The organism is Micromonospora sp. NPDC005172 (assembly GCF_040608555.1).
In the GTDB taxonomy this organism is placed as follows: domain Bacteria; phylum Actinomycetota; class Actinomycetes; order Mycobacteriales; family Micromonosporaceae; genus Micromonospora.
Map to the genome: position 1 here is coordinate 1 of NZ_JBEXIL010000048.1, position 22,523 is coordinate 22,523.

Consider the following 22,523-nt stretch of genomic DNA (forward strand, 5'->3'; position numbering starts at 1 on the left):
TCAACAGCAGTATTCAACGCTTCTCGATCCTGAACTCGCCCTGTCCGGCGGACTTGCTATGAGCCGCTGGCCTCAACTCACCCTGACAGACAGGGACTGGCCACCGCCGCCACCGCATGCACCCGACCCGCACGGCGACGAGCGCCGCCAGGGCGGCGAGGAGCAACGGCCACCGGTCGCGGACGAGCGGCCACACCGCGTTGGTGGCGTCGTCGCCCCAGGAACCACACAGCAACTCGCCCACCACCGAGTCGGGCACACCGCCTTGGCCGGGCACGCACCCGGTAGGGGTCGCAGGAGATGGCGGAGGGGATGGGGACAGCGTGACAACCATCGGGAACTCCGATCGGTGGTGAGAGGGACGCCAGGGCGGGTCAGCGGCGGCCGGCGACCGGGCCGGTAACGATCAACTCGTGCTCGGTCGCGGATGCGTGACTGTGGAAAGCAACCCGCGCCGACCCGGCAGCGAGGAGCGCGTCTCCGCGCTGGCAGGACAGCAGGAACGCCCGCTCACCGTCAGTAAGCCCGAACGCCTCGGCCACGGCGTCGATCGCCTGCGGCGCCTGCCGCAGCAACACCTGCGTAGCCGCGTTGGAGACGACCGCGCGGCCAGTCTTGGTGGCGAGGACGTCAGCGGCGTCCTGGGTCACGACGGTCAAGCCGACGCCGTACTTGCGGGCGGACTTGGCCAGGGTCTCCAGGAACACGCCGCCGCGACCACCGGACAGCAGTTTCCACGCCTCGTCCACCAACACCACCCGCAGCGCATCGGGCCGCTGACCGGAGGCCGTCGCGCCGCGCACGGTGCGCCAGATCGTGTCCAGGGTGAGCAGCGTCCCGACCGGGTGAAGTTGCTCGGGCAGGTCCTTGATGGCGAACACCACCAGGTGCCCTCGGGCGGCGGTGGTGGTCGGTCCGTCGAACAGGCCCTTCATGCTGCCGGCCACGTAGGGGTGCAGGCGGGCGGCGACTCGACGGCCGGCGTCGTCGGTGTCTTCCAAGGCGGCCATCACGTCGGCCAGCAGCGGCGCGGGCCTTTTCCAGGTGCGCGGGTCGGTGGTGATGCCCTTGGCCCGGTACGCCGCGAGGACCGCCACATCGAGGGACCGGGCTTCGTCGCCCGGCAGGGGTGCGCTGACGGCGGTGTCACCGCTGCCCATCACGGTCACGAGCGTGTGCAGGAACCGTGCCCGGTCGTTGAGGGCGTCGTCGTCACCGGGCGGCAGGTCGAGGGGGTTGATCTTCACCCCTAACGCGCCGAGGCGGATGACCGTGCCGCCGACCGCGTCGGCCAGCCGTAGGTACTCGTCTTCTGGGTCGATGACGAACGCCTCCACCCCGAGGCACAGGTTGCGCAGCAGGTCGAGTTTGGCCAGATAGGACTTCCCTTCCCCGGAGCGGGCGAGGATGACGGCGTTGTAGTTGGACTGCGCCCACCGGTCCCACACCACGACTCCGGCCGAGTGCAGGTTCAACCCGAACAGCACCCCCATGCCGCTGTCCCCAGCGGCGTCCGGCAGGTCGGGACTGGTGAACGGGAAACTCGCGGCGAGGGCGTCGGTGTCGAAGACCCGTTTCATCCCGAGCGCGTCGAACGCCAGGGGTAGGCCGCTGATCCAGCCCTGCAACTGCCGCCACGTCACCGGCGCGGTGTTGAGCAGCAGCGAGGAGGCCAGGGACCGCACCTCGGCCACCCGCTGCGCGAGGTCGTCAGGGCTGGCGCCGTGGACGGTCAGGTACAGGCCGAGGCGAAACAGTCGGGCCTCACCTCGGGCCACCCGCGTGGCCAGCTCGGCGGCGTCGGCCGCGGCGGCGTCGAGGTCGGGATCGTCCAGGCGGCCCTTGGCCGCGTCCTGGCGGCGGGAGGACTCGAACCGGCCGCGCTGCTTGCGCAGCCGCTCGGAGGCCACCGCCGGCGGGACCGGCTCGACGTGGAAGGCGGCGTCGACCAGGCCCGGGTAGGACAGGATCGGCTCGGTCCACCCCGGGCCGACCTCGGCCGGGTAGCCGACGACGGCCAGAGTGGCGCTGTAGCCGTCCCCCACCCGCACGTGTCGGCCGTCGACCTCGACGGCGTTCGGGGAACCGGGCAGGATCGTGGCCGACTCGGGCAGGGCGGGCCGCCGTTTCGGCAGCAGTGCGGACAGCAGGCTCACCGCTGTTCACCTCCGTCAGATGGGGCGTGGGGCGTGAGGGCCAGGGCGGTGGGGTCGAGGCTGGCCGCGAGACGCACCGTGGCCTCCGGCCCGTCGAGGACCCGGGCGGGAACCTCGCAGCCGGCGAGGGCACGCACCGCCTCGGCCGCGTGATGCGCGGCGTGGTGCGCGCCGCGTCGGCTACGCACGGCGACGGTGACCTGCCGGTGCAGCAGCTCGCGCTGCCCGGCCAGGTCATCGAGGAACGCCACGTGCGCGCGGGCTGCCTCCTCCAACGCGGGATGCGCCAGCCCAGGGGCGGCGGCGAGGAACCGGTCGGCGAGGTAGGTCAGGTCGACCCGCTGCGCCCGCACCACGATCTGCGCCGGACCGTCGAGGCTGTGCAACCAGCGAGCGAACCCGGCCACCAGACCGTTCTGCTCGGCGGGCGTGCGTAGCCCGAAGGCCACCGTCGAGGCGGCGACCAGGCCCGTCGTGCCGTCCGAACCGAGATCGACCAACCCGTCACCGGTGATGCCCTTCGCGGGCAGCCGCAGCGGCGCGGGCAGCGGTAGCCGGTCCCCCGGCCCGGCGGTGGTGGCAACCCACGCCGGAGCCGGGATGACCGCCCCATCAGCCGGTACGAGCCGGCGCGGACGGCGGCGGTGCCGCAGCGCCGCGAGCGCCCACGCGTCGAGGCCGATGCCGTCACGGCGGCCAACCGCAAGCAGGAACGCCCCAGCGGCAACCGGTATCGCACCCGCGAGGAACACCAGCGGATGCACGAGCGTCGCCACCGCCGTCCACACCGCGTACAGCAGGAGGCCCGTAACGGCCAGGATCACCAACTGTCGTCCCGACATGCCGAACGCGATCCGGTCCGGCCGCTCGATGTCCGCGGGAACCCGAGCCCGCATCGGAGCCTCATCGTCGCAGCGGCTCACTGCTCATCACCTCGCTTCCGCGACGGGCGCCGCGCCGGGGCGGACGATCGAGCCGGCGGTGGGGACGGCGGGGACGGGGACGGCCCGGTACGGACGGCGGTCGGACCCACCGGGGTCGCACCAGCCGCCGGGGACGGCCTCGCCGTCGGAGACGGGGACGGGCGGCGGCGGGGTCGGGGGCGCTGACCGCCGACCGTCCGTGGACGGCGGGACGGACGAGGCCGGTGGACGAGGCCGGGATGCGCTGGCGGCCGGTGCCCGCCGGGCGGCAGACGGGGTGCTCGGGATGGCGGTGGGTTGCCCACTCGGGGTGGCGCGCCGCGCCGCCGTAGGCCGCGTCCCGGGGGTCGAGGCTCGTCGTGACCCGCCGGCTCCCGGTGCGACCGGACCTGTGGAGAACACCGGCGTGACCGGGGCAGGTGGCCGGCGCGGCGCGCTCTGTGGCGCTGGTGCGGCGGAGAACGCCACCCCCGGTGCCGCGCCGCTGGGTGTCGCTCTCGGTGTCGTGGCCGTGGCATCGCTGAAGGCGACTCGGGCGGGCGGTGCGGCTGGGGCCGGTGGACTCGGCTGAGGCGCGGACGGGTGAGAGAACTGCGCGGCCGGTACACCGCCGGACGGCGCTGGCGGTGGCGTGGACGGGGCCGCCGGGTGGCTGAAGGTGGGGGCGGCGTTCGTCCCGGACGGCGCAGGCAGCGGCGTATGGGTGACGGGGGCGTGGCTGAAGGCCGCCGGTCCGAGCGGGGACGGCGGGACGGGAGTCGGCCCGGGATGGGGCGGACGAGGTGGACGGGGCGGACGAGGGCCGCCCGGCGATGGACGGGGGCCGGGCGGACGAGGTGCCGTCCGTCCGGCGGTCCGGGCCGCGTTCGCGCCGCCCAGGATGCCGGCCGCCGCGCCGAGCGTCTTGATGGTCAGGTAGGCGTGCATGAGCTGGCCGAGAAGTCCTCTGCCGTTGCGCTGTCCGAGCGGGCCGAGGACGAACTGCCGCATCCAGCCCGGCAGTTTGATCAGCAGCCAGAGCATCGTCAGGCAGACCAGGACGCCGAGGAGCCCATCTGCGGTCGAGGGAACGCCCAGCACGGTCGGCCCGGCGGGGGTCAGGAAGACCTTCACCGTGGCCATGACGATGATCGCCTGACCGATCTGCAAGCCGAGGCAGGCGGCGAAGGCACGCCACCAGGTGTGGGCGATGCCTTCGGTGAGCGGGCTGGCATGGCAGATCAGTGCCGCTGGGGCCACGCCGACGAGGATGACCAGCGCGGCCAGCCGCAGGATGAAGGTGAACTCCACCAGCAGGCACATCACGACCACGGCGACGGCCAGGAGCACCATCAGGAAGCCCTTGCCCTGCAGGGCGTTGTCCGCGATCTGACCGATGGCGGCGGCTGCGGCCGGGCCGTCAACCGTGTTCCCGGCGATGGCCACGGTGAGCGCGTTGGTGAGCATGATGGCCTGCTGACAGACGAGCAGGCTGCCGTTAGCCAGCACCGCGCCCAGCGCGATGCGGGGCAGCACCTGCTTGAGCCCGTGCTGGCTCTGCAGGGTCTCCCTGGTCGTGATGAGGAAACCGTTGGCGACGATGAACAGCACGAAAACGCCATTGGCCGTGATCAGGCTGGTCGTCCAGATCGCCTTGACGTGCTCGTTGGTGGTGAGGTCGGGGGTGGACAGCCACGATGCGCCGAGGGCTTCCATCACCGGCTGGAGAGCCTGCTCGGCGGTCCAGACGACCAGGTCGACCACGGCCTTGCGGATCTGGCCCCCGATGTCGTACCAGGCCGGATCATCGTCAACGGAAGGCTGGCCGGGAGTCGGGGACGGGACGGGCGTGGGTGCCGGCGTGGCCGGCGCGGAGGGAGGCGGGTCCACTCCCGGCGGGCGGACGCCAGGGTCAGGTACGCCGGGCGTTGGCGGCGTGCCGGGTGCGGTAGCGGGCGGGCCGGGTGCCGGGCTCGGCTCGGCGTGCGCCGGCCCGGCCCAGCTCAGGGCAAGGCCGGCGAGGATCACCACGCCGAGCAGCAGCAACGACACCGGTCGGCGGGATCGGATCGCGAGGGCAGTCATCAGGCCACCCACGCACCGACGATCGTCACGAACAACGGCGCGAGCAGCGCGAGGGCGTAGCCGATCGCGGCGGACCGCAGCGCGAGCTTGGCCTTCTCCACCTCGCCGGGGTCGCCATTGGCGGCCAGGTAGCGCAGCCCGCCGACGGTCAAGAAAAGCGTGGCGACGGCGACGAGGATGCCGATCAGCCAGGTACGGATGTTGTTGGCGACCTGCTGGATCGACTCGGCGGCCAGCACCACCGCAGCGGGCTCGGCCGCCCACGCCACGGTCGGCACGGCAACGAGCGCTGCCGTCACCGCGGCGGCGTTGAGGAGCATCAAAGCGGCGCGGACAGTCCGAGACCGGTACCGACGCGGGCGGCGGACGCAAGGCTGTCCGCGCCTGCCCGCCCCGGGGCGGCGGTCCGCCGCCCCGGGGCGTGGGAACGGGTGGTGATTCATGGGTTGGGCACCTCCGGTGCGCACGCCGACGCAGCCAGCAGCGGGGCGTGGGTGCGCGAGTGGGTGGCGAAGGCGGGACCAGGCGGTGCGCTCGTGGGTGACCTGTCGTGCCGACCGGCGCGGCCGTCCTCCTCACCAGACGTGGTGGGTGGGCCGGGGACCGTGCGGGGTGTCAGCGCCGTCAGCGGTCCGGTCGGAACAAGGTCACCTGCGCGGAAGAGTCCCGCACTAGGGGATTACAAATCCGAGCCTCGGATTGGAAAGCCGCAGCTCAGACAGGCTGCTTACGGGCGCTTCCGCACGGTAGGCACGTCCAGGACCAGGGTCGCGGTGGCCTCGTTGATCACGTCGGCGTACGGATCGGACAGCTCGCCGGACTCGATCGCGGCCTTCAGCCGGGCGACGGCGGCGGTGCGCCGCTTGTAGAGGTTCCAGCGGGGCTGGCCGGTGCGTTCGGCGTAGGCGGTGAGGCTGACCTCTTCCAGGTACGTCGCGCCGATCAGCCCGGCCTCCTGTGCGGTGATGACCTCGGCGGTGACCGCGCGGGCGAGGACGAGGTCCGGGTGGCCGTACGGGGCAGGCGGCACCACCGCGCCCGGGGCGTGGTTCGGAGCCCCGGACGAGGCGGGCTCCAGGTCGCGCAGCTCGGCGCGGGCCTTGGAGAACGCGGCGGACAGCAGGTTGCCGACCACGCCCGGCTTGGCCACATCGACCGTGCCGAGCGCCCGGAGGAAGTGCTCGACGATGGCGGCCTGCACGTCGCCGGTGAACAGCTTGGCCAGCAGGTACGCCTTGAACCGCAGGCCCGGTAGCGCGACCCCGACGGCACCGGCACGCCACGCCGGGTCACCGGTACGGGCTTGCTGCACGAGCAGCCGCCACGCCGCGTCCCGGGCGGCGTAGCCGCAGGACGGATGCATCAGGATCGCCGACAGCTCGGGCAGGGCGATGGCCCGGCGGGGCAGGCCGTGACCGAGGCTACGGCCGTCCACCGACAGTGGGCTCGGCCCCTGCCCCATCAGCCGGAACCGGTACTCGATGTCGTTGAGCAGCGTCTCGCCGCGCCGGGAGACGGCTGGCTCGATAGCCGGGATACGACGGTCCATGGTGGCACTCCCTCGTGATGACCGTTGCCGTCCGGCGGGAATGCCGATCGGCGCTGTGCCACCACGCCACCAGGGCCTTTGAACAGATCATGAACACTCATGAGCTTGTTCAAGGTGCCTCGACACGTGTTCAACCCAGCCACCGCCAATCCCCGTCAATGCGCCTCGACCTCAGCCGCCGGACACCCCGAGTCGGGGTGTGCAACCGGTGGCCAGGCTGTTCAAGGTCCTTCACGCCGGGCACAGCCACGTCGAGTCAGCACCGTTGAACACGCGCCGCACACGAGGCAGCCACGGAGTGCAGCGGGACGGCCACGAGCGGCGCTCGCCGGGTGCACTCACGCCCCATCGCGATCGTGTTCAAGGTCCCGAGGCGGTCGGCCGCCTCGTGTTCAAGCAGATGACGATCTTGTTCAAGCCAGCGAGGATCTTGTTCAACCGGTCACCGATCGCGTCGGCAATCCGCGCGGCTCGCGTGATGTCGACAGCCCGGTGTCTCGACGGCTCTGACCTGCGTGTTCAACCCGTTGAGGATCTTGTTAAACGGGGCGGCGTCGAGCGACACACCCGGATCGGCAGCGAGCGCGGTTTCCAATCCGCCGCTCGGATTTGTAATCCCCTAGTGTCAGCGCTTGTCGGCGGACGCGGGCCCACACGCCCATGCCGAAGCCCAGCTCCACCGCCCCCGGTGACCGGCCTCAGCCGGCACCGGTCGGACTGCTCCTGCCCCGAACCCACGTCCCGCGCACGCCCCGTCCGGCAGTGCCGGACTGGCACGGGCTACCCCCGAACCACCTCGCCTACCTCATCCGCCGCTACACCCAAGCCGGTGACGTGGTGCTCGACCTCGACGCGCACCCCGCCGCCACCGCCGCGACCGCCTACCTGAACCGAATACCGGCCCGGCTGTTCACCGGTCGCCACGGCCTGCAGGTGCGCCTCATGCCGCCCGCTCCCGAACGCCGGACCCGCCACGCCCTGCGACGTCCCGGCCCACGTGTCGAGCTGATCCTGGCGACCCTGCCGAAGAGCGCACAGGGCCTCACCCGAGATGGCATCGCCACAGCAATGAGCACCTGGCGGCCTCTGCTACGCCCCGGCGGTTTCCTGCTCGTCGGACTCACCGCCTCGCCGCCCCAGCCGGACGAGGTCAGCCACCGCGCCACGGTCATCGCCGCCGCCCGCGCCGCCGGACTCTTCTACCACCAGCACATCCCCGCCGTCCTCGTCCCGCTGGCCGAGCACGAGCCACGCACCGCCCCAGAACACCCCGACGAGGCCGACGACGGCCGCCGTCTACTCGCCGGCCGCCACCTGCCGACCTTCCGAGACCTGCTCGTATTCGCCACCACCGCCACCGGTGAGGAGAACGCCCGTGCCTGAGCCCCGTCCGCCGTTCCACACCGCCGGCCCCCACGACTCCGAACCGCCGCACCCCGGCGCGTCCGATCTGGCAGCCCTGCTCGCCGAGGGCTACCTCGGTGCGGTCTGGCTCACTGGTCAAACCGCATCGCGGGACCTGCGGCGCGGCCGGTACACCCCGGAGTCGTTGACGCACCCCGGCAAGATGCTGCCGACCATTCCCCGGTACGCCATCCGCACCTACACCAACCCCGGTGACGTGGTGTTCGATCCCATGGCCGGCATCGGTACCACCGTCATCGAGGCCATGCGCCTCGGCCGTCACGGCGTCGGGGTCGAGTACGAAGCGGAATGGGTCGCCAGGGCGGCGGACAACATCCGCCACACCCTCCAGACCGGGGCATCGGGCCGGGGCGAGATCTACCACGGGGACTCAACCGCGCTACCGGCACTGCTGCCGGCCAGCCTGCACGGGCAAGTCTCCTTGGTGATCACCTCACCGCCGTACGGGTCGTCCACCCACGGCCACGTTCGCACGCCCGGCCCGAGACGAGGCAAGGTCCGCAAGATCAACCACAGGTATGGCGGCGCGGACAACCTCGCCTACCGCAGTCACGGCGAGCTGGCTGACGGGTTCACCGCGATCCTCGCCGGATGCCGGGCACTGCTGCGTCCCGGCGGACACGTCGTCGTCACCGCCCGCCCCTACCGCCGCCACGGCGAACTCATCGACATCCCCGGGATGGTCGTCGCCGCCGGCATCAACGCCGGCCTCGAACTCGTCGAGGAATGCATCGCCCTCATCTGCGGCGTCCGCGACAGCGTGATCATCCCCCGGGCCTCGTTCTTCCAGCAGAAGAACACCCGTGACGCCATCGCCACCGGCGACCCGCAATTGCTCGTCCAGCATGAAGACGTCGTGGTCCTCCGCGCCCCGCGGTCACCCCGGCACGACTTCACCCAGAGCCGATCAGCCAGCGCCCATGCGCACGCTGATCGGCTTGATGCCTTCACCCCGTCCCGGATGGATCGACGTGCACACCCGGCGCGCCCGGCGAACAGCAAACCCAACGGCAGCGCCACCGACACCCGGTCCCACGCGGGCCGGGACGTTGAAAGGACACCCGATCCGTGCCCGCCCAACTCACAGCCCATCCCCGGGGTCGTACGGCCCGATGCAACCACCGATCTCGGCAGGCCATACCCGCAGCCCAGTTCGCCCGTCACGGCGGGTCAGTGATGACCGCCCCGACTCCCGCCGAGTGGCGGCCCGACCCTCTCCTGACCGTCGATGACGTCGCCGCCTGGCTGGGCAAGCCGAAGAACACCCTCTACGCCTGGCACAGCCGAGGCAAGGGACCACGCACCATCCGCGTCGGCAACACCCTGCGCTACCGGCGCAGCGAAGTCGAACGCTGGCTCGACGACCACACCGACGCGGAGCGCTGACCCCATGGCCCGACCTGAACTACCCATCGGCACCTGGGGCAAGATCCGCACGCAGAAGCTCGGACCCAATCGGTTCCGCGCACGAGCACGGTTCCGCGACTACGACGGCAAGACCCGCGACATCGAGGCCACCGGCACCACCGACCCGGCCGCGGAACGAGCGCTGAAGGTCAAGCTACGTGACCGCACCACTCCCAACGACGACGAGATCACCCGCGAGACCCGCCTCAGCACACTCGCCGACCTCTGGATCGAAGAGATCACCACCGAGGAACGGATCGCACCACAGACCATCCAGCGATACGAAACCAGCACGCGCAACGCGATCCTGCCCGCCCTGGGCAACCTCCGAATCAGAGAAGCCAGCGTCGGGCGCCTGGATCGGTTCCTGCGCGACATCGCCAAGGACCATCCCTCGGCGGCCAAGGGCGCCAAAGTCGTCTTGAGCCAGATGTTCGCCCTGGCCGTACGCCACGGCGCGATCCCCACCAACCCCGTACGCGACACCGGCCGGCTCCGCAAACCCCGCCGCACGGTCGTCGCCCTCACCGACGAGAACCTCCAGGCCGTCCGGACGGCCATCCGCGACTGGCAGCGACCGATCCCCGGAAAGCCTGGACCACGGCACAGCGGCGACCTGGCGGACATCGTCGACCTGATGCTCGCCACCGGCGCCCGCATCGGCGAGATCCTTGCCCTGCGATGGGAGGACCTCGACCTCGCCGCCGAACGCCCCACCCTGACGATCTGCGGCACGCTCGTCTTCGTCAAAGGCCAGGGCTTCTTCCGCCAACCCTGGACCAAGAGCGACGCCGGCTGGCGGATGGTCGTCCTACCCCGCTTCGCCGTCGGCATGATCCTGGCCCGCAAGCTCGTCGCCGCCGACAACCCCCACGACGCGATCTTCGCCTCCCGACGCGGCACCTGGCTCTCACCCAATAACGTCCGCCGTCAGTGGCGTGAAGCTCGCGCCGACACCGACCTCGCCTGGGTCACCCCCCACACCTTCCGCAAGACCGTGGCCACCCTCATCAAGGAAGAGACCGACACGAAAAGCGCCGCAGCACAGCTTGGACACTCCAGCGAGGAAGTCACCGCCACGTACTACATCGCCAAGCCCGCCCGTGCCCCGGACGTCTCGGACATCCTCGAGCGACTCGGCACCGACCACGGAAGCCGGCAACATCCCGCACCCACCGTGCCCAACGATGCGCATGGATGACGAACCTGGTTGTCGACCCCGGTAAATGGGGGGTTTTCGGGGGGCGGTTCAAAACCCCATAGACAAACTTAAAGCCCTGACCAGCGTTTCCGCTGGTCAGGGCTTTTTGTCTGTCGGGACGGCCGGATTCGAACCGACGACCCCTTGACCCCCAGTCAAGTGCGCTACCAAGCTGCGCCACGTCCCGCCCCCGCAGAGTTCCCCCTGCGACAGCCGGTACAGCTTAGCGCAGCACTCCCGAGCCGTCCGCACAGGCCCCACCCGCGTTGTCGGGGCAGCGAACCACCCCACAACCCCTAAAGCGTCCTAGGAGGGTGGGCCAGACGGTAACCGTCTGGCCCACCCGAGAAAGCGCCAGGAATCAGCCGTGCGCCTTGCCCCGGCCGCCGGGGCCGAGCTTCTTGCGCGGGCGTACGGAGATCTCGATGGGGCTGCCCTCGTACCCGAATTCCTCGCGGAGCTTGCGCTCGACGAACCGCTGGTAGCCGGCGTCGAGCGGGCCCGTGGTGAAGAGCACGAACCGCGGCGGGGCCACCCCTGCCTGCGTGGCGAACAGGATGCGGGGCGCGCGGCCGCCGCGCACCGGGTGCGGGGTGGCCTGCACGAGTGCGGTGAGCCACTGGTTGAGGTGCGCGGTCGGTACGCGGAGTTCCCAGCTCGCCAGGGCCTTGTTGAGGGCCGGGGCCAGCTTGTCGACAGCGCGGCCGGTCATGGCCGACAGGTTCAGTCGGATCGCCCAGGGGATGCGGCGCAGCTCCCGGTCGATCTCCTTGTCGAGGTAGAACCGGCGGTCGGCGTCGACCAGGTCCCACTTGTTGAACGCGATGACCAGCGCCCGGCCGGCCTCGGTCACCATCGACAGGATCCGCTGGTCCTGCTCGCTGATCGGCTCGCTGGCGTCCAGGAGCACGACGGCCACCTCGGCGGCCTCGATCGCGCCGGCGGTGCGCAGGCTGGCGTAGTACTCGGTGCCGCTGGCCTTGCCGACGCGCTTGCGCAGGCCGGCCGTGTCGACCAGCTGCCAGGTCTGGCCACCGATCTCGACCAGGCTGTCGACCGGGTCCACTGTGGTGCCGGCGACCGAGTCGACGACCGCCCGCTCCTCGCCGGAGAACCGGTTGAGCAGGCTGGACTTGCCCACGTTCGGCCGGCCGACCAGCGCCACCCGGCGCGGCCCACGCGGCCGGTTCTCGACGATCGCCGGGGCCTCCGGCAGCGCGGCGAGAATGGCGTCCAGCAGGTCGCCGGAACCGCGCCCGTGCAGGGCGGACACCGGGAACGGCTCACCGAGGCCGAGCCCCCAGAGCGACACGGCCTCCATCTCGATGGAGGTGTTGTCGGCCTTGTTCGCCACCAGGATCACCGGCTTGGCGCTGCGGCGCAGCATCTTCACCGCGGCCTCGTCCACGTCGGTCGAGCCGACCATGGCGTCGACCACGAAGAGGACCACGTCGGCGGTGACCACCGCCGTCTCGGCCTGCGCGGCGATGGCCGCCGCGCGGTCCTTCGCGTCCGGTTCCCAACCGCCGGTGTCCACCACGGTGAACGACCGGCCGTTCCACTGCGCGTCGTACGGCACCCGGTCCCGGGTCACCCCGGGGATGTCCTCCACGACCGCCTGCCGACGGCCGATGATCCGGTTGACGAGGGTGGACTTGCCCACGTTGGGACGGCCCACCACGGCCACCACCGGCTGCGGGCCGGTCGGTTCCTCGACGGCGAGGTCAGGCTCGCGCAGCTCGACCCAGCCGATTCCATCACTGCTCATGCCACGCCCCGCTCGATGAGCAGGTCACGCAGCCGGGCCACGACCTGGTCGATGCCCAGCTCGGTGGTGTCCAGCACGACGGCATCCGGCGCCTGGGCCAGCGGGTTGACCTTGCGGGTCGAGTCGAGCCGATCGCGGCGGGCCAGGTCGGCGGCGGTCGCCGCCACGTCGGAGGCGTCCTCGGCGCTACGCCGGGCCGCGCGCGCGGCCTCGGAGGCGGTCAGGAAGACCTTCAGGTCGGCGTCCGGCGCCACGACCGAGCCGATGTCCCGGCCCTCGACCACCATCCGACCCGCGTTGACGATCATCTCGCGCTGCCGGTTCACCAGCAGCTCCCGCACCGCCGGCACGGCGGCGACGGCGGACACCGTCTGGGTCACCTCGGGGCCGCGGATGTACGCGTCCACGCCCACACCGTCGACGGTCACGGCGTACCCCTGCGGGTGGGTGCCGATGTGCAGCTTGACCTCGCCGGCGACCTTGGCCACCGACGCGGCGTCGGTCAGGTCCACGCCGGAGCGCAGCACGGCCCACGTGATCGCCCGGTACATCGCCCCCGTGTCCAGGTAGCGCGCACCGATGCTCACGGCGAGTCGCCGCGACACGGTGGACTTTCCCGAACCGGACGGCCCGTCCACAGCGACCACACATCGCTCGGTCCGTACGTTTTTCTCCACCGTGTCCTCCTCAGCCCGTACCTCGCGGATCGCCCGGTGCTGGCGCCGCAAGCGGTTGTCCATCGTCGTCCATCATGCCCGGGGCCCTCGTCGGGCCCGCGCGCGACGCCGCCCGGGGCGACCCACGCCACCTCCGGCGGCCGCTTCCCGGCCGCTGCGGAGCCTACCGGCAGCCGTACCCCGAACTCGGGGGTCAGTCACCCACCGCGCGGAACAGGGCGGCGACCTCCGCGTTGGTCAGGCGCCGGAGACGCCCGGTGCGCAGATCGCCCAACCGGATCGGTCCGATCGAGGTACGCACCAGACGGGTGACCGGGTGCCCGACCTCGTCCATCAACCGCCGGACGATGTGCTTGCGGCCCTCGTGCAGGCTCAGCTCCACCTGGGCGCTCTTGCCCAGGGTGCCCACCACCTTGAACGAGTCGACCTTGACCGGCCCGTCCTCCAGCTCGATACCGGCGAGGAGCCGCTTGCTCAGGTTGCGCGGGATCGGCCCGACCACCTCGGCCAGGTAGGTCTTCAGCACCTCGTACGAGGGGTGCATGAGCTTGTGCGCGAGGTTGCCGTCGTTGGTGAGCAGCAGCAGGCCCTCGCTGTCCGCGTCGAGCCGCCCGACGTGGTAGACCCGCTGGTCCAACCGGTTGCCGATGAACTCGGCCAGTTCGTTGCGCCCCTTGTCGTCCGACATGGTGGTGACCACACCGCGCGGCTTGTTCATCGCCACGTAGACGAGGCGGACGTCGACCTGGAGGCGCTCGCCGTCCACGTGGATCACGGCGTTGGCCGGGTCGACCTTGTCGCCGAGCTTGGCCACGCGCCCGTCCACGGTGACCCGACGCCGGAAGATCAGGTCCTCACAGGCACGGCGGGAACCCACGCCGGCGGCGGCGAGCACCTTCTGCAGGCGTTCCGCGCCCTCGTAGACGGGGGCGTCGGACTTCGGGGAACGGTTATCGGGTCGCATCGGCAAGCTCTTCTACGTCGTCGGGCAGGAAGGGTGCGAGAGGTGGCAATTCGTCGACGGTGTTCAGCCCGAGCTTCTCCAGGAACAGCGTGGTGGTCCGGTACAGGAACGCCCCGCTGTCCGATTCGGTGCCGCACTCCTCGACGAGGCCGCGAGTGACAAGCGTACGGATGACGCCGTCGCAGTTGACACCCCGGATGGCCGAGATCCGCGACCGGGTCACCGGCTGCTTGTACGCGACCACGGCCAGAGTCTCCAACGCCGCCTGGGTCAGCCGCACGGACTGCCCGTCCAGGACGAACCGCTCGACGTACGTAGCGTATTCCGGCCGGGTGTACAACCGCCAACCGCCGGCCGCCCGGCGCAGCTCGAACCCGTACCCGGCGGCCGTGTAGCCGGCCGCGATGTCGTCGAGCATCGGCCCGATCCGCTCGGCCGGTTGCTCGAGCACCTGGGCCAGGACCAGCTCGCTGACCGGTTCGTCCACCACCAGGAGAATCGCCTCCAGCGCGCCGCGCAGCTCGGCGTCGGGCAGGTCGGGCGCGGGCTCCGGCACGACCGTCGCCCGCCGCCGCCCCACGGGCTCCCGCCGGGGTACGCCCCGACCCGCCGCCCCAGCCGGCACCGGGCCCTCGTCGGCCCCGGTCGTCACCCGGCCCTCGTCGGCCCCAGTGGTCACCCGGCCCTCGTCGGCCTCGGTTGCCACCGCTGGTGTCGCCGCCTCTGCGGAAACGGCGGGCTCGGCCGTCTCGCTGGACCCGATCGCCACTGTGGTGTCGGCGGCCACGCTCGGCTCGGCTGGATCAGCGGCCTCAGCGGAAGCGGTCCCTGGCTCGGCAGGTGCCGTCTCTGCCTCAGCGGAGGCCTTCTCCACCTCAGCGGAAGGCGACTCCACCTCAGTGGGGGCGGCCTCCATCTCAGCGGGGGCCGACTCCACCCCAGCGGGGGCGGTTTCCCCTTCGGCAGGTGCGGCCTCCGCCTGGGCGGGTGCGGTGGTGGGGGTCGCCGAGCGTTCCCACGGAGGAACCCAGGCGGCGGCCTGGTCGGCCAGCGAGTCGCGGCGTTCCTCGTCACTCATCCGGCTCACCCTCCGTCGTTCCCGTCCCGGCCGAACCGCCGGCCTCCCCCGCCACCACCGGCCCCGCCGCGTCCGGCCCGATGGGTGGGTCGGGCTCGGTGGGTGGGTCGGGCTCGGCTGCGGCGCCGGCGTACTCGTCGACGTGCAGGTCGGTTTCGCCGTCGGCGGGGCCCGTCCAGCGGACGGTCAGCTCCTCCAGGGCCTGCTCCTGCACGAAGGCCACCAGGCCCTCCCGGTACAGCTCCAGCAGCGCCAGGAACCGCGCCACCACCTCCAGGGTGGCCTCACAGTCGGCGCAGAGCAGCGAGAACGTCGCCGTGCCGGCACGGCGTAGCCGGGCGGTGAGGATCGCCGCGTGTTCTCGCACGCTGACCCGCACCATGTGCACGTGGGCGATGGACACCTCCGGCGCCACCTTCGGGGTCATCGCCTTCACGGCCAGCTTCAGCAGCCGCTGCGGGCCGATGCCGAGCACCAGGTCGGGCAGCGCCTCGGCGTAGCGGGGCTCCAGACTCACCGCGCGGGGATAGCGCCGGCCGCCGACCGCCTCCAACTCGGCGATGTGAGCCGCCGCCTCCTTGTACGCCTTGTACTGCAACAGGCGGGCGAAGAGCAGGTCGCGGGCCTCCAGCAGGGCGAGGTCCTCCTCGTCCTCCACGTCGGCGGAGGGCAGCAGCCGGGCGGCCTTCAGGTCGAGCAGGGTCGCGGCGATGAGCAGGAACTCGCTGGCCTCGTCGAGGTCCCAGTCGTCGCCCATGGCCCGGATGTAGGCGATGAACTCGTCCGTGACCGTGTGCAGGGCCACCTCGGTGACGTCGAGCTTGTGTTTGCCGATGAGCTGCAACAGCAGGTCGAAGGGGCCGGTGAAGTTGGCCAGTCGCACCGTGAACCCGGCGGACTGCGCACCGTCGACCACGGCCGGATCGGCGGTGTCGGGCGGGTCGAGGGGTGGCGCGGTCACCGCACGACCGTAGTCCACGAGGCGGGCACCGGGCGTTCCGGCTACCGCTCCGACTGGGCGGCGATCACCTCGCGGGCCAGCTGACGGTAGTTGCGTGCCCCGGAGGAGGCCGGGTCCATCGTCGTGATCGGGGCACCGGCCACGGTGGACTCGGGGAACTTCACCGTCTTGGTGATGACCGTCTGGTAGACCTTGTCGCCGAACGCCTCGACCACCCGCTGCAACACCTGGCGGCAGTGGGTGGTGCGGCTGTCGTACATGGTGGCGAGGATGCCCTCGAGCTCCAGGTCGAAGTTGAGACGTTCACGCACCTTGTCGATGGTGTCCAGCAGCAGGGCCACACCACGCAGGCTGAAGAACTCGCACTCGAGCGGGATGAGCACGCCGTGTGCGACGGTCAACGCGTTGATCGCCAGCAGGCCGAGTGAGGGCTGGCAGTCGATCAAGATGTAGTCGTACTCCTTGCGGACCGTACGCAGGACCCGGGCCAGGGCCATCTCCCGGGCGACCTCGTTGACGAGCTGGATCTCGGCGGCGGAGAGGTCGATGTTGGCCGGCAGCAGGTGCAGGCCCGCGACGTCGGTCTTGATGACGACGTCCTCGGCGATGATGTCGTCCTGCATGAGCAGGTTGTAGATCGACAGGTCGAGGTTGTGCGGGTTGACGCCCAGGCCCACCGAGAGCGCGCCCTGCGGGTCGAAGTCGACGAGCAGCACCTTGCGGCCGTACTCGGCGAGAGCGGCGCCCAGGTTGATGGTGGTGGTGGTCTTGCCGACGCCACCCTTCTGGTTGGCCATCGCGATGATGCGCGCCGGACCGTGCCGATCAGTGGGCATCGGCTCGGGGATGGGCTTGCGCATCGTGTAGGCGGCCGGGTCGGCCGGACCCAGGTCGTTTCCGAGCGCGGCCTGCTGCTCGCGGAGCTCCGACGTCCACGTCTCGGCACGGTCACCGTTGCCAGCCATGTGCTCGTTGCCCCCTCCCGACGACCCACCCGGCGTCGGAGCCGTCCGACGTCCTTCGCGGCGCCGCTGCGCACCCCGGTCGTGTCGCCCCAGGAGGTCCGCGCCGATGCCGACTGTACGCCACCGACCAGCAGGGCGTTCGGCACCGGCCCGGCGTGTCGGGGTCGGTGCTGGCCGGGCGTCAGTCGCGGGCGCGCGGGTGGGCCGTGGCGTACACCTCGCGCAGCCGTTCGACGGTGACGAGGGTGTAGACCTGCGTGGTGGTCACCGAGGCGTGGCCGAGCAGTTCCTGGACGACCCGCACGTCGGCGCCGCCGTCGAGCAGGTGTGTCGCGTACGAGTGGCGCAGGGTGTGCGGGGACACCGCCGACGGTCCGTCGACCGGCAGTCCGGCGCGGGCGGCGGCGTGGCGCAGGATCATCCAGGCGCCCTGCCGGGACAGCGCGCCGCCCCGGGCGTTGAGGAAGACCGCGGAGGTGCCCCGGCCGGCGGCGGCCAGGGCGGGGCGGGCCCGGACCAGGTAGGCGCGGACCGCGTCGACGGCGTACCCGCCGATCGGGACGAGGCGCATCCGGCCGCCCTTGCCGCGCAGCAGCACGGCGCCCTCGTCGACGTCCAGGTCGTCGATGGCGGTGCCGATCGCCTCGGAGATCCGCGCGCCGGTGCCGTACAGGAACTCCAACAGCGCCCGGTCGCGCAGCGCGAGCGCCGCGCCGTCGCCGGTGGCGGTGGCGGTGACCGGGCCGGCGGTCTCCAGCAGCCGGACCACGTCGTCGACCCCCAGCGCGCGGGGTAGCCGGCGCGGCGGGGTGGGCGGGCGGACGTCCCGGCTCGGGTCGGCGCCGGCGAGCCCCTCGCGCAGGGCGAACCGGTGCAGGCCGCGAACCGCGCTGGCCGCGCGGGCGGCCGACGACACGGCCAGGGGCGGGTGGTCGTCGTCTCCGGCGCGCAGTCGGGCCAGGTGCGACTCGACGACGCCGGGGGCGACCGACGCGAGGTCGGCGACGCCGGCCTCGGTCAGGGTCGTCAGATAACGGTCCAGATCCCGGCGGTACGAGGCGAGGGTGTTCGCGGACAGGCCGCGCTCGACGGTGAGGTGGTCGAGGTAGCCGCGCACGGCACGGCGCAGGGCCGGCGCGGGCTCGACGCCCGCACCGGCCCGTTCGACAGTGGAGTCGGTCAGCCCAGGACCTCGGCCAGCGGGAGCACGGGCATGCCGTGCGCCTCGGCGACCGGGCCGTAGGTGACCTGGCCGTCGTGGGTGTTGAGGCCCAGCGCCAACGCCGGGTCGTTGCGCAGCGCGTCCCGCCAGCCCTGGTTGGCCAGCTCCAGCGCGTACGGCAAGGTGACGTTGGTCAGCGCGTACGTGCTGGTGTTCGGCACCGCGCCGGGCATGTTCGCCACGCAGTAGAAGATCGACTCGTGCACCTTGTAGACCGGGTCGGCGTGCGTGGTGGGGCGCGAGTCCTCGAAGCAGCCGCCCTGGTCGATGGCGATGTCGACGAGCACGCTGCCCGGCTTCATCCGGGAGACCAGCTCGTTGGGGATGAGCGTCGGGGCCTTCGCGCCGGGCACCAGCACCGCGCCGATGACCAGGTCGGCGTCGAGGACGGCCCGCTCGATCTCGTACGCGTTGGAGGCGACGGTCTGCAGGTGACCCCGGTAGATGGCGTCGGCCTGGCGCAGGCGGGCGACGTTCTTGTCCAGCAGCAGGACCTCGGACTGCAGGCCCAGGGCGATGGCGGCGGCGTTCATGCCGGAGACGCCGGCGCCGATGACGACGGTCTTGGCCGCGTACACGCCGGAGACGCCGCCGGGCAGCACACCTCGACCACCGCCGGTACGCATCATGTAGAACGCGCCCACCTGCGGGGCGAGCCGGCCCGCGACCTCGGACATCGGCGCGAGCAGCGGCAGCGACCTGTCGGGCAGCTCGACGGTCTCGTACGCGATGCCGGTGACCTTGCGGTCGACCAGCGCGTCCGTGCACCCCTTGGAGGCGGCCAGGTGCAGGTAGGTGAAGAGCACCTGCCCCTCGCGCATCCGGTGGTACTCCTCGGCGATCGGCTCCTTGACCTTGAGCACCAGCTCGGCGGTCTCCCACACCTCGTCGGCGGTGTCGAGGATCTTCGCTCCGGCGGCGGCGAACTCCTCGTCGGTGATGCTGGAGCCGACGCCGGCGCCGGACTCGACGAAGACCTGGTGGCCGCTGCGGGTGAACTCGTTGACACCCGCCGGCGTGATCGCCACGCGGTACTCGTGGTTCTTGACCTCGCGGGGGATTCCGACCTTCACGATGCAGACACCTCTCTTCGGGGCTGAGCTCCCCCGACTGCTCGGTGCCACGGCGGCCCCATTGCCGCCGCGGTCCACCGGTCCCGCCGGCGGCAGTCTAGGCGCGCCCCGCCCCGCCGTGAGCCAGCACAGTGGCATCCGGTGCCGGGGCGACCTGACGGTGTGTCAGGGCACGGACCGGGCCGGTGGTGGGAGGGTGACCTCAACCGTCAGGACAGTGTTCGCCCATTATCGTCCCATCTGCCGAGTGGCGGTACGGACAGCGGACGAGTGGATCACTAGTGTGTCCGCCCATGACCACTCCTCCTTACCAGCCGGGGTACGCCCCGGGTTACTCCGACAAGAGCAAGGTCGTCGCGGGCATCCTCGGCATCCTGCTCGGCACCTTCGGGGCCGGTCGGTTCTACACCGGACACACCAAGATCGCCGTCCTCCAGCTCGTCGTGAGCCTGGTGACCTGCGGCGTCGGTGCCCTTTGGGGCGTCATCGACGGCATCCTGATCCTGGTCAACGGCGGCACGGACGCGCAGGGCCGCCCGCTGCGGGACTGACCTGCCACGACGGCATACGAAGGGGCCCCGCGGCTGACCGCGGGGCCCCTTCGCGCGTACTCACCGATCGGCTGGACCGGCGGCGGCGATCAACGCCGCAGCGGTGCCTGCGCCCGGCGCAACGCCGCGAAGCCCGTGTCCCGGCCGCGCGCCGCCGCGAGCAGCCCGGCCACCGCGGACGCGTTGGTAATCTCGCCGGCCAGGACCATGTCGACGGCCTCGTCCAGGTCGACGCGGACGACCTGGAGGTCGGCCTCCTCGTCGTGGCGCTCGTGCCGCTCCCCCGCCGGCACGTCGGCCAGGTCGCGGGCCAGGAAGACCCGGACGATCTCGTTGGTGAACCCGGGCGAGCTGTGCAGGTCGACGAGCACGTCGATCCGCCCGGAGGTCAGGTCGGCCTCCTCGGCCAGTTCCCGCAGCGCGGCGGCCGGCAAATCCTCGCCGGAGACGTCCGTCAGGCCTGCCGGCAGCTCCCACAGGTGCCGGCCGATCGGGTGCCGGTACTGCCGGATCAGCACCACCTGGCCGGCGTCGTCGAGGGCCACCACGGCGACCGCCCCGACGTGCCGCACCAGGTCACGCCGCCCGGTGCCACCGCCCGGCATGGTCACCTCCTCGGTGACCACCTCGAAGATCGGCCCCCGGTAGCGCTCGGTGCGGGAGCGGACCTCGTAGCGGTGCTCGCTCCCGCCGTCGCCCCGCTGCTGAGGCTGCTCGCTCACGCCGACGCCTTCGACGCGGCGCCGTTGCGGGCGGCCTTGCGCGCGGACGGTGCCTCCGACGCGGCCTCAATGTCGACCGGCAACTGGTCGGCCTGCGAGTACGCCACGGCGGCCTTGACGAACGACGCGAACAGCGGGTGCGGGCGGGTGGGACGGCTCTTGAGCTCCGGGTGCGCCTGCGTGGCCACGAAGAACGGGTGCAGATCGCGGTCCAGCTCGATGAACTCGACGAGCCGGCCGTCCGGCGAGGTGCCGGAGATGTGCAGGCCCGCCTTGGTCAGCGCGTCCCGGTAGGCGTTGTTGACCTCGTAACGGTGCCGGTGCCGCTCGCTGACGTCGGTGCTGCCGTACGCCTCGGCGACGATCGAGCCCTCGGTCAGCGTCGCCGGGTACGCCCCGAGCCGCATGGTGCCGCCCAGGTCGCCCTTGCCGGCGACGATGTCCTCCTGGTCGGCCATCGTGGCGATGACCGGGTGCGCTGCCTGCTCGTCGAACTCCAGCGAGTTCGCGCCGTCCAGGCCGGCGAGGTGTCGGGCCACCTCGATCGTCATGCACTGCAGGCCGAGGCAGAGGCCGAGCAGCGGGATGCCGTTCTCGCGGGCGTACCGGGCCGTGCCGATCTTGCCTTCGATGCCGCGCACGCCGAACCCGCCCGGGATGAGGATGCCGTCCACGCCGGCCAGGGCCGCCGCCGCGCCGGCCGGGGTGACGCACTCGTCGCTGGGCACCCACTTCAGCTGCACCCGGGACCGGTTACCGAACCCGGCCGCCCGGATCGCCTCGCTCACCGACAGGTACGCGTCGGGCAGGTCGACGTACTTGCCGACCACCGCGACGGTCACCGTGTGCCGGGGCCGGTGCACCCGCTCCAGCAGGTCGTCCCAGCTCGCCCAGTCCACGTCCCGGAACGACAACCCGAGCCGGCGCACCACGTACGCGTCGAGACCCTCGCGGTGCAGCACCTTGGGGATGTCGTAGATGCTCGGGGCGTCCGGTGCGGCGACGACCGCCTCGCGGTCGACGTCGCAGTAGAGCGACAGCTTCTCCTTGAGCTTCTCCGGGATCTCCCGGTCGCACCGCAGCACGATGGCGTCCGGCTGGATACCGATGTTGCGCAGCTGCGCCACGGAGTGCTGGGTCGGCTTGGTCTTCAACTCCCCCGACGGCGCGAGGTACGGCACCAGCGAGACGTGCAGGTAGAAGCAGTTGTCCCGGCCCAGGTCGTGGCGGACCTGGCGGATCGCCTCCAGGAACGGCAGCGACTCGATGTCGCCGACGGTCCCGCCGACCTCGGTGATGACGACGTCGGGCAGGACGCCGTCGTCGTCCGGGTCCGCCATCGCCAGGATCCGCGCCTTGATCTCGTTGGTGATGTGCGGGATGACCTGGACGGTGTCGCCCAGGTACTCGCCGCGGCGCTCCTTGGCGATCACGTCCGAGTAGATCTGCCCGGTGGTGACGTTCGCCTTGCCGGACAACGCCCGGTCGAGGAACCGCTCGTAGTGCCCGACGTCGAGGTCGGTCTCGGCGCCGTCCTCGGTGACGAAGACCTCGCCGTGCTGGAACGGGTTCATCGTCCCCGGGTCGACGTTCAGGTAGGGGTCGAGCTTCTGCATCACCACGCGCAGACCGCGCGCGGTCAACAGGTTGCCGAGGCTGGAGGCGGTGAGGCCCTTACCCAGCGAGGAGGCGACGCCCCCGGTGACGAAAATGTGCCTGGTCGTCCGTGCTGATGGGGCCAAGGCCTGCTCCCGTGTCGTCTGTCGCGGTCATGCAGACCGCCGTGCTCGATCACCAAAGTGATCACGCGATCCACG

The 22,523-nt window shown here is 71.6% G+C and carries 20 protein-coding genes and 1 tRNA gene; 5 read left to right on the top strand and 16 right to left on the bottom strand.

The window, feature by feature from the left end; translation table 11 throughout:
• Positions 1–374 precede the first annotated feature (374 nt).
• The 5 genes from ABZV06_RS25800 to ABZV06_RS25820 form a co-directional block, all read right to left on the bottom strand.
• Positions 375–2,156 (bottom strand): DUF87 domain-containing protein, encoded by a 1,782-nt coding sequence (locus ABZV06_RS25800; RefSeq protein ID WP_355624730.1) that lies wholly within the window; start codon positions 2,154–2,156, stop codon positions 375–377.
• Positions 2,153–3,079, bottom strand: coding sequence for a PrgI family protein (locus ABZV06_RS25805; protein WP_355234937.1), 927 nt, complete (start codon positions 3,077–3,079; stop codon positions 2,153–2,155). The genes ABZV06_RS25800 and ABZV06_RS25805 overlap by 4 nt, the downstream gene beginning before the upstream one ends.
• A 6-nt stretch (positions 3,080–3,085) precedes the next feature.
• A complete protein-coding gene (locus tag ABZV06_RS25810) occupies positions 3,086–5,143 on the bottom strand; it encodes a hypothetical protein (RefSeq protein WP_355624732.1) in 2,058 nt (685 codons plus the stop codon).
• The gene (locus ABZV06_RS25815) at positions 5,143–5,586 is read right to left on the bottom strand and encodes a pilin (protein WP_355234943.1); all 444 of its coding nucleotides are present in this window, start codon (positions 5,584–5,586) and stop codon (positions 5,143–5,145) included. The genes ABZV06_RS25810 and ABZV06_RS25815 overlap by 1 nt, the downstream gene beginning before the upstream one ends.
• 284 nt (positions 5,587–5,870) lie before the next feature.
• Positions 5,871–6,692, bottom strand: coding sequence for a hypothetical protein (locus tag ABZV06_RS25820; protein ID WP_355624734.1), 822 nt, complete (start codon positions 6,690–6,692; stop codon positions 5,871–5,873).
• A gap of 660 nt (positions 6,693–7,352) precedes the next feature.
• Between ABZV06_RS25820 and ABZV06_RS25825 the strand changes: the two genes are divergently transcribed.
• The 4 genes from ABZV06_RS25825 to ABZV06_RS25840 all read left to right on the top strand — a co-directional run bounded on the left by ABZV06_RS25825 (position 7,353) and on the right by ABZV06_RS25840 (position 10,725).
• Positions 7,353–8,075, top strand: coding sequence for a hypothetical protein (locus tag ABZV06_RS25825; protein WP_355624736.1), 723 nt, complete (start codon positions 7,353–7,355; stop codon positions 8,073–8,075).
• A 67-nt stretch (positions 8,076–8,142) separates the two neighbouring features.
• A complete protein-coding gene (locus ABZV06_RS25830) occupies positions 8,143–9,294 on the top strand; it encodes a DNA methyltransferase (protein ID WP_355624766.1) in 1,152 nt (383 codons plus the stop codon).
• The gene (locus ABZV06_RS25835; RefSeq protein ID WP_355624738.1) at positions 9,294–9,503 is read left to right on the top strand and encodes a helix-turn-helix domain-containing protein; all 210 of its coding nucleotides are present in this window, start codon (positions 9,294–9,296) and stop codon (positions 9,501–9,503) included. Before ABZV06_RS25830 ends, ABZV06_RS25835 begins: the two co-directional genes overlap by 1 nt.
• A 4-nt stretch (positions 9,504–9,507) precedes the next feature.
• Positions 9,508–10,725 (top strand): tyrosine-type recombinase/integrase, encoded by a 1,218-nt coding sequence (locus ABZV06_RS25840; protein WP_355624740.1) that lies wholly within the window; start codon positions 9,508–9,510, stop codon positions 10,723–10,725.
• A 113-nt stretch (positions 10,726–10,838) separates the two neighbouring features.
• On the opposite strand, the gene ABZV06_RS25845 is transcribed toward ABZV06_RS25840, so the two are convergent.
• The 9 genes from ABZV06_RS25845 to ald form a co-directional block, all read right to left on the bottom strand.
• Positions 10,839–10,912 (bottom strand) — tRNA-Pro (locus ABZV06_RS25845).
• A 174-nt stretch (positions 10,913–11,086) separates the two neighbouring features.
• Positions 11,087–12,493: a ribosome biogenesis GTPase Der gene (gene der / locus ABZV06_RS25850; protein WP_355248375.1), complete on the bottom strand. Its 1,407-nt coding sequence runs from the start codon at positions 12,491–12,493 to the stop codon at positions 11,087–11,089.
• Positions 12,490–13,170, bottom strand: a complete 681-nt coding sequence (gene cmk / locus ABZV06_RS25855; protein ID WP_355624768.1) for a (d)CMP kinase — start codon at positions 13,168–13,170, stop codon at positions 12,490–12,492. The genes der and cmk overlap by 4 nt, the downstream gene beginning before the upstream one ends.
• A gap of 193 nt (positions 13,171–13,363) precedes the next feature.
• The gene (locus ABZV06_RS25860; protein ID WP_355248377.1) at positions 13,364–14,134 is read right to left on the bottom strand and encodes a pseudouridine synthase; all 771 of its coding nucleotides are present in this window, start codon (positions 14,132–14,134) and stop codon (positions 13,364–13,366) included.
• Positions 14,121–15,212 (bottom strand): SMC-Scp complex subunit ScpB, encoded by a 1,092-nt coding sequence (gene scpB / locus ABZV06_RS25865; protein WP_355624742.1) that lies wholly within the window; start codon positions 15,210–15,212, stop codon positions 14,121–14,123. The genes ABZV06_RS25860 and scpB overlap by 14 nt, the downstream gene beginning before the upstream one ends.
• Positions 15,205–16,173, bottom strand: coding sequence for a segregation/condensation protein A (locus ABZV06_RS25870; protein WP_355624744.1), 969 nt, complete (start codon positions 16,171–16,173; stop codon positions 15,205–15,207). Before ABZV06_RS25870 ends, scpB begins: the two co-directional genes overlap by 8 nt.
• 41 nt (positions 16,174–16,214) lie before the next feature.
• Positions 16,215–17,138: an AAA family ATPase gene (locus ABZV06_RS25875; protein ID WP_355248386.1), complete on the bottom strand. Its 924-nt coding sequence runs from the start codon at positions 17,136–17,138 to the stop codon at positions 16,215–16,217.
• 181 nt (positions 17,139–17,319) lie between these two features.
• Complete coding sequence (locus ABZV06_RS25880; protein WP_355624770.1) at positions 17,320–18,321, bottom strand: site-specific tyrosine recombinase XerD; 1,002 nt, start codon at positions 18,319–18,321, stop codon at positions 17,320–17,322.
• Positions 18,318–19,433 (bottom strand): alanine dehydrogenase, encoded by a 1,116-nt coding sequence (ald, locus tag ABZV06_RS25885; RefSeq protein WP_355248389.1) that lies wholly within the window; start codon positions 19,431–19,433, stop codon positions 18,318–18,320. Before ald ends, ABZV06_RS25880 begins: the two co-directional genes overlap by 4 nt.
• Before the next feature lie 227 nt (positions 19,434–19,660).
• Here ald and ABZV06_RS25890 point away from each other — a divergent pair, with 227 nt between their 5' ends.
• Complete coding sequence (locus ABZV06_RS25890; RefSeq protein WP_355624771.1) at positions 19,661–19,984, top strand: TM2 domain-containing protein; 324 nt, start codon at positions 19,661–19,663, stop codon at positions 19,982–19,984.
• Between the two features lie 89 nt (positions 19,985–20,073).
• Here the strand turns inward: ABZV06_RS25890 and ABZV06_RS25895 are convergent, their stop codons facing one another.
• Both ABZV06_RS25895 and ABZV06_RS25900 read right to left on the bottom strand, forming a co-directional pair.
• Positions 20,074–20,706, bottom strand: a complete 633-nt coding sequence (locus ABZV06_RS25895) for an NUDIX hydrolase (protein WP_355624746.1) — start codon at positions 20,704–20,706, stop codon at positions 20,074–20,076.
• The gene (locus ABZV06_RS25900) at positions 20,703–22,448 is read right to left on the bottom strand and encodes a CTP synthase (RefSeq protein ID WP_355624748.1); all 1,746 of its coding nucleotides are present in this window, start codon (positions 22,446–22,448) and stop codon (positions 20,703–20,705) included. The genes ABZV06_RS25895 and ABZV06_RS25900 overlap by 4 nt, the downstream gene beginning before the upstream one ends.
• Positions 22,449–22,523: the final 75 nt, after the last annotated feature.

Excerpts from the sequence above, each read along its gene's own strand:
- ABZV06_RS25810 (WP_355624732.1), bottom strand. The coding sequence starts at position 5,143 with ATGACTGCCCTCGCGATCCGATCCCGCCGACCGGTGTCGTTGCTGCTG.
- ABZV06_RS25815 (WP_355234943.1), bottom strand. The coding sequence starts at position 5,586 with ATGAATCACCACCCGTTCCCACGCCCCGGGGCGGCGGACCGCCGCCCC.
- ABZV06_RS25820 (WP_355624734.1), bottom strand. The coding sequence starts at position 6,692 with ATGGACCGTCGTATCCCGGCTATCGAGCCAGCCGTCTCCCGGCGCGGC.
- ABZV06_RS25825 (WP_355624736.1), top strand. The coding sequence starts at position 7,353 with ATGCCGAAGCCCAGCTCCACCGCCCCCGGTGACCGGCCTCAGCCGGCA.
- ABZV06_RS25835 (WP_355624738.1), top strand. The coding sequence starts at position 9,294 with ATGACCGCCCCGACTCCCGCCGAGTGGCGGCCCGACCCTCTCCTGACC.
- ABZV06_RS25840 (WP_355624740.1), top strand. The coding sequence starts at position 9,508 with ATGGCCCGACCTGAACTACCCATCGGCACCTGGGGCAAGATCCGCACG.
- der (WP_355248375.1), bottom strand. The coding sequence starts at position 12,493 with ATGAGCAGTGATGGAATCGGCTGGGTCGAGCTGCGCGAGCCTGACCTC.
- ABZV06_RS25860 (WP_355248377.1), bottom strand. The coding sequence starts at position 14,134 with ATGCGACCCGATAACCGTTCCCCGAAGTCCGACGCCCCCGTCTACGAG.
- scpB (WP_355624742.1), bottom strand. The coding sequence starts at position 15,212 with ATGAGTGACGAGGAACGCCGCGACTCGCTGGCCGACCAGGCCGCCGCC.
- ABZV06_RS25875 (WP_355248386.1), bottom strand. The coding sequence starts at position 17,138 with ATGGCTGGCAACGGTGACCGTGCCGAGACGTGGACGTCGGAGCTCCGC.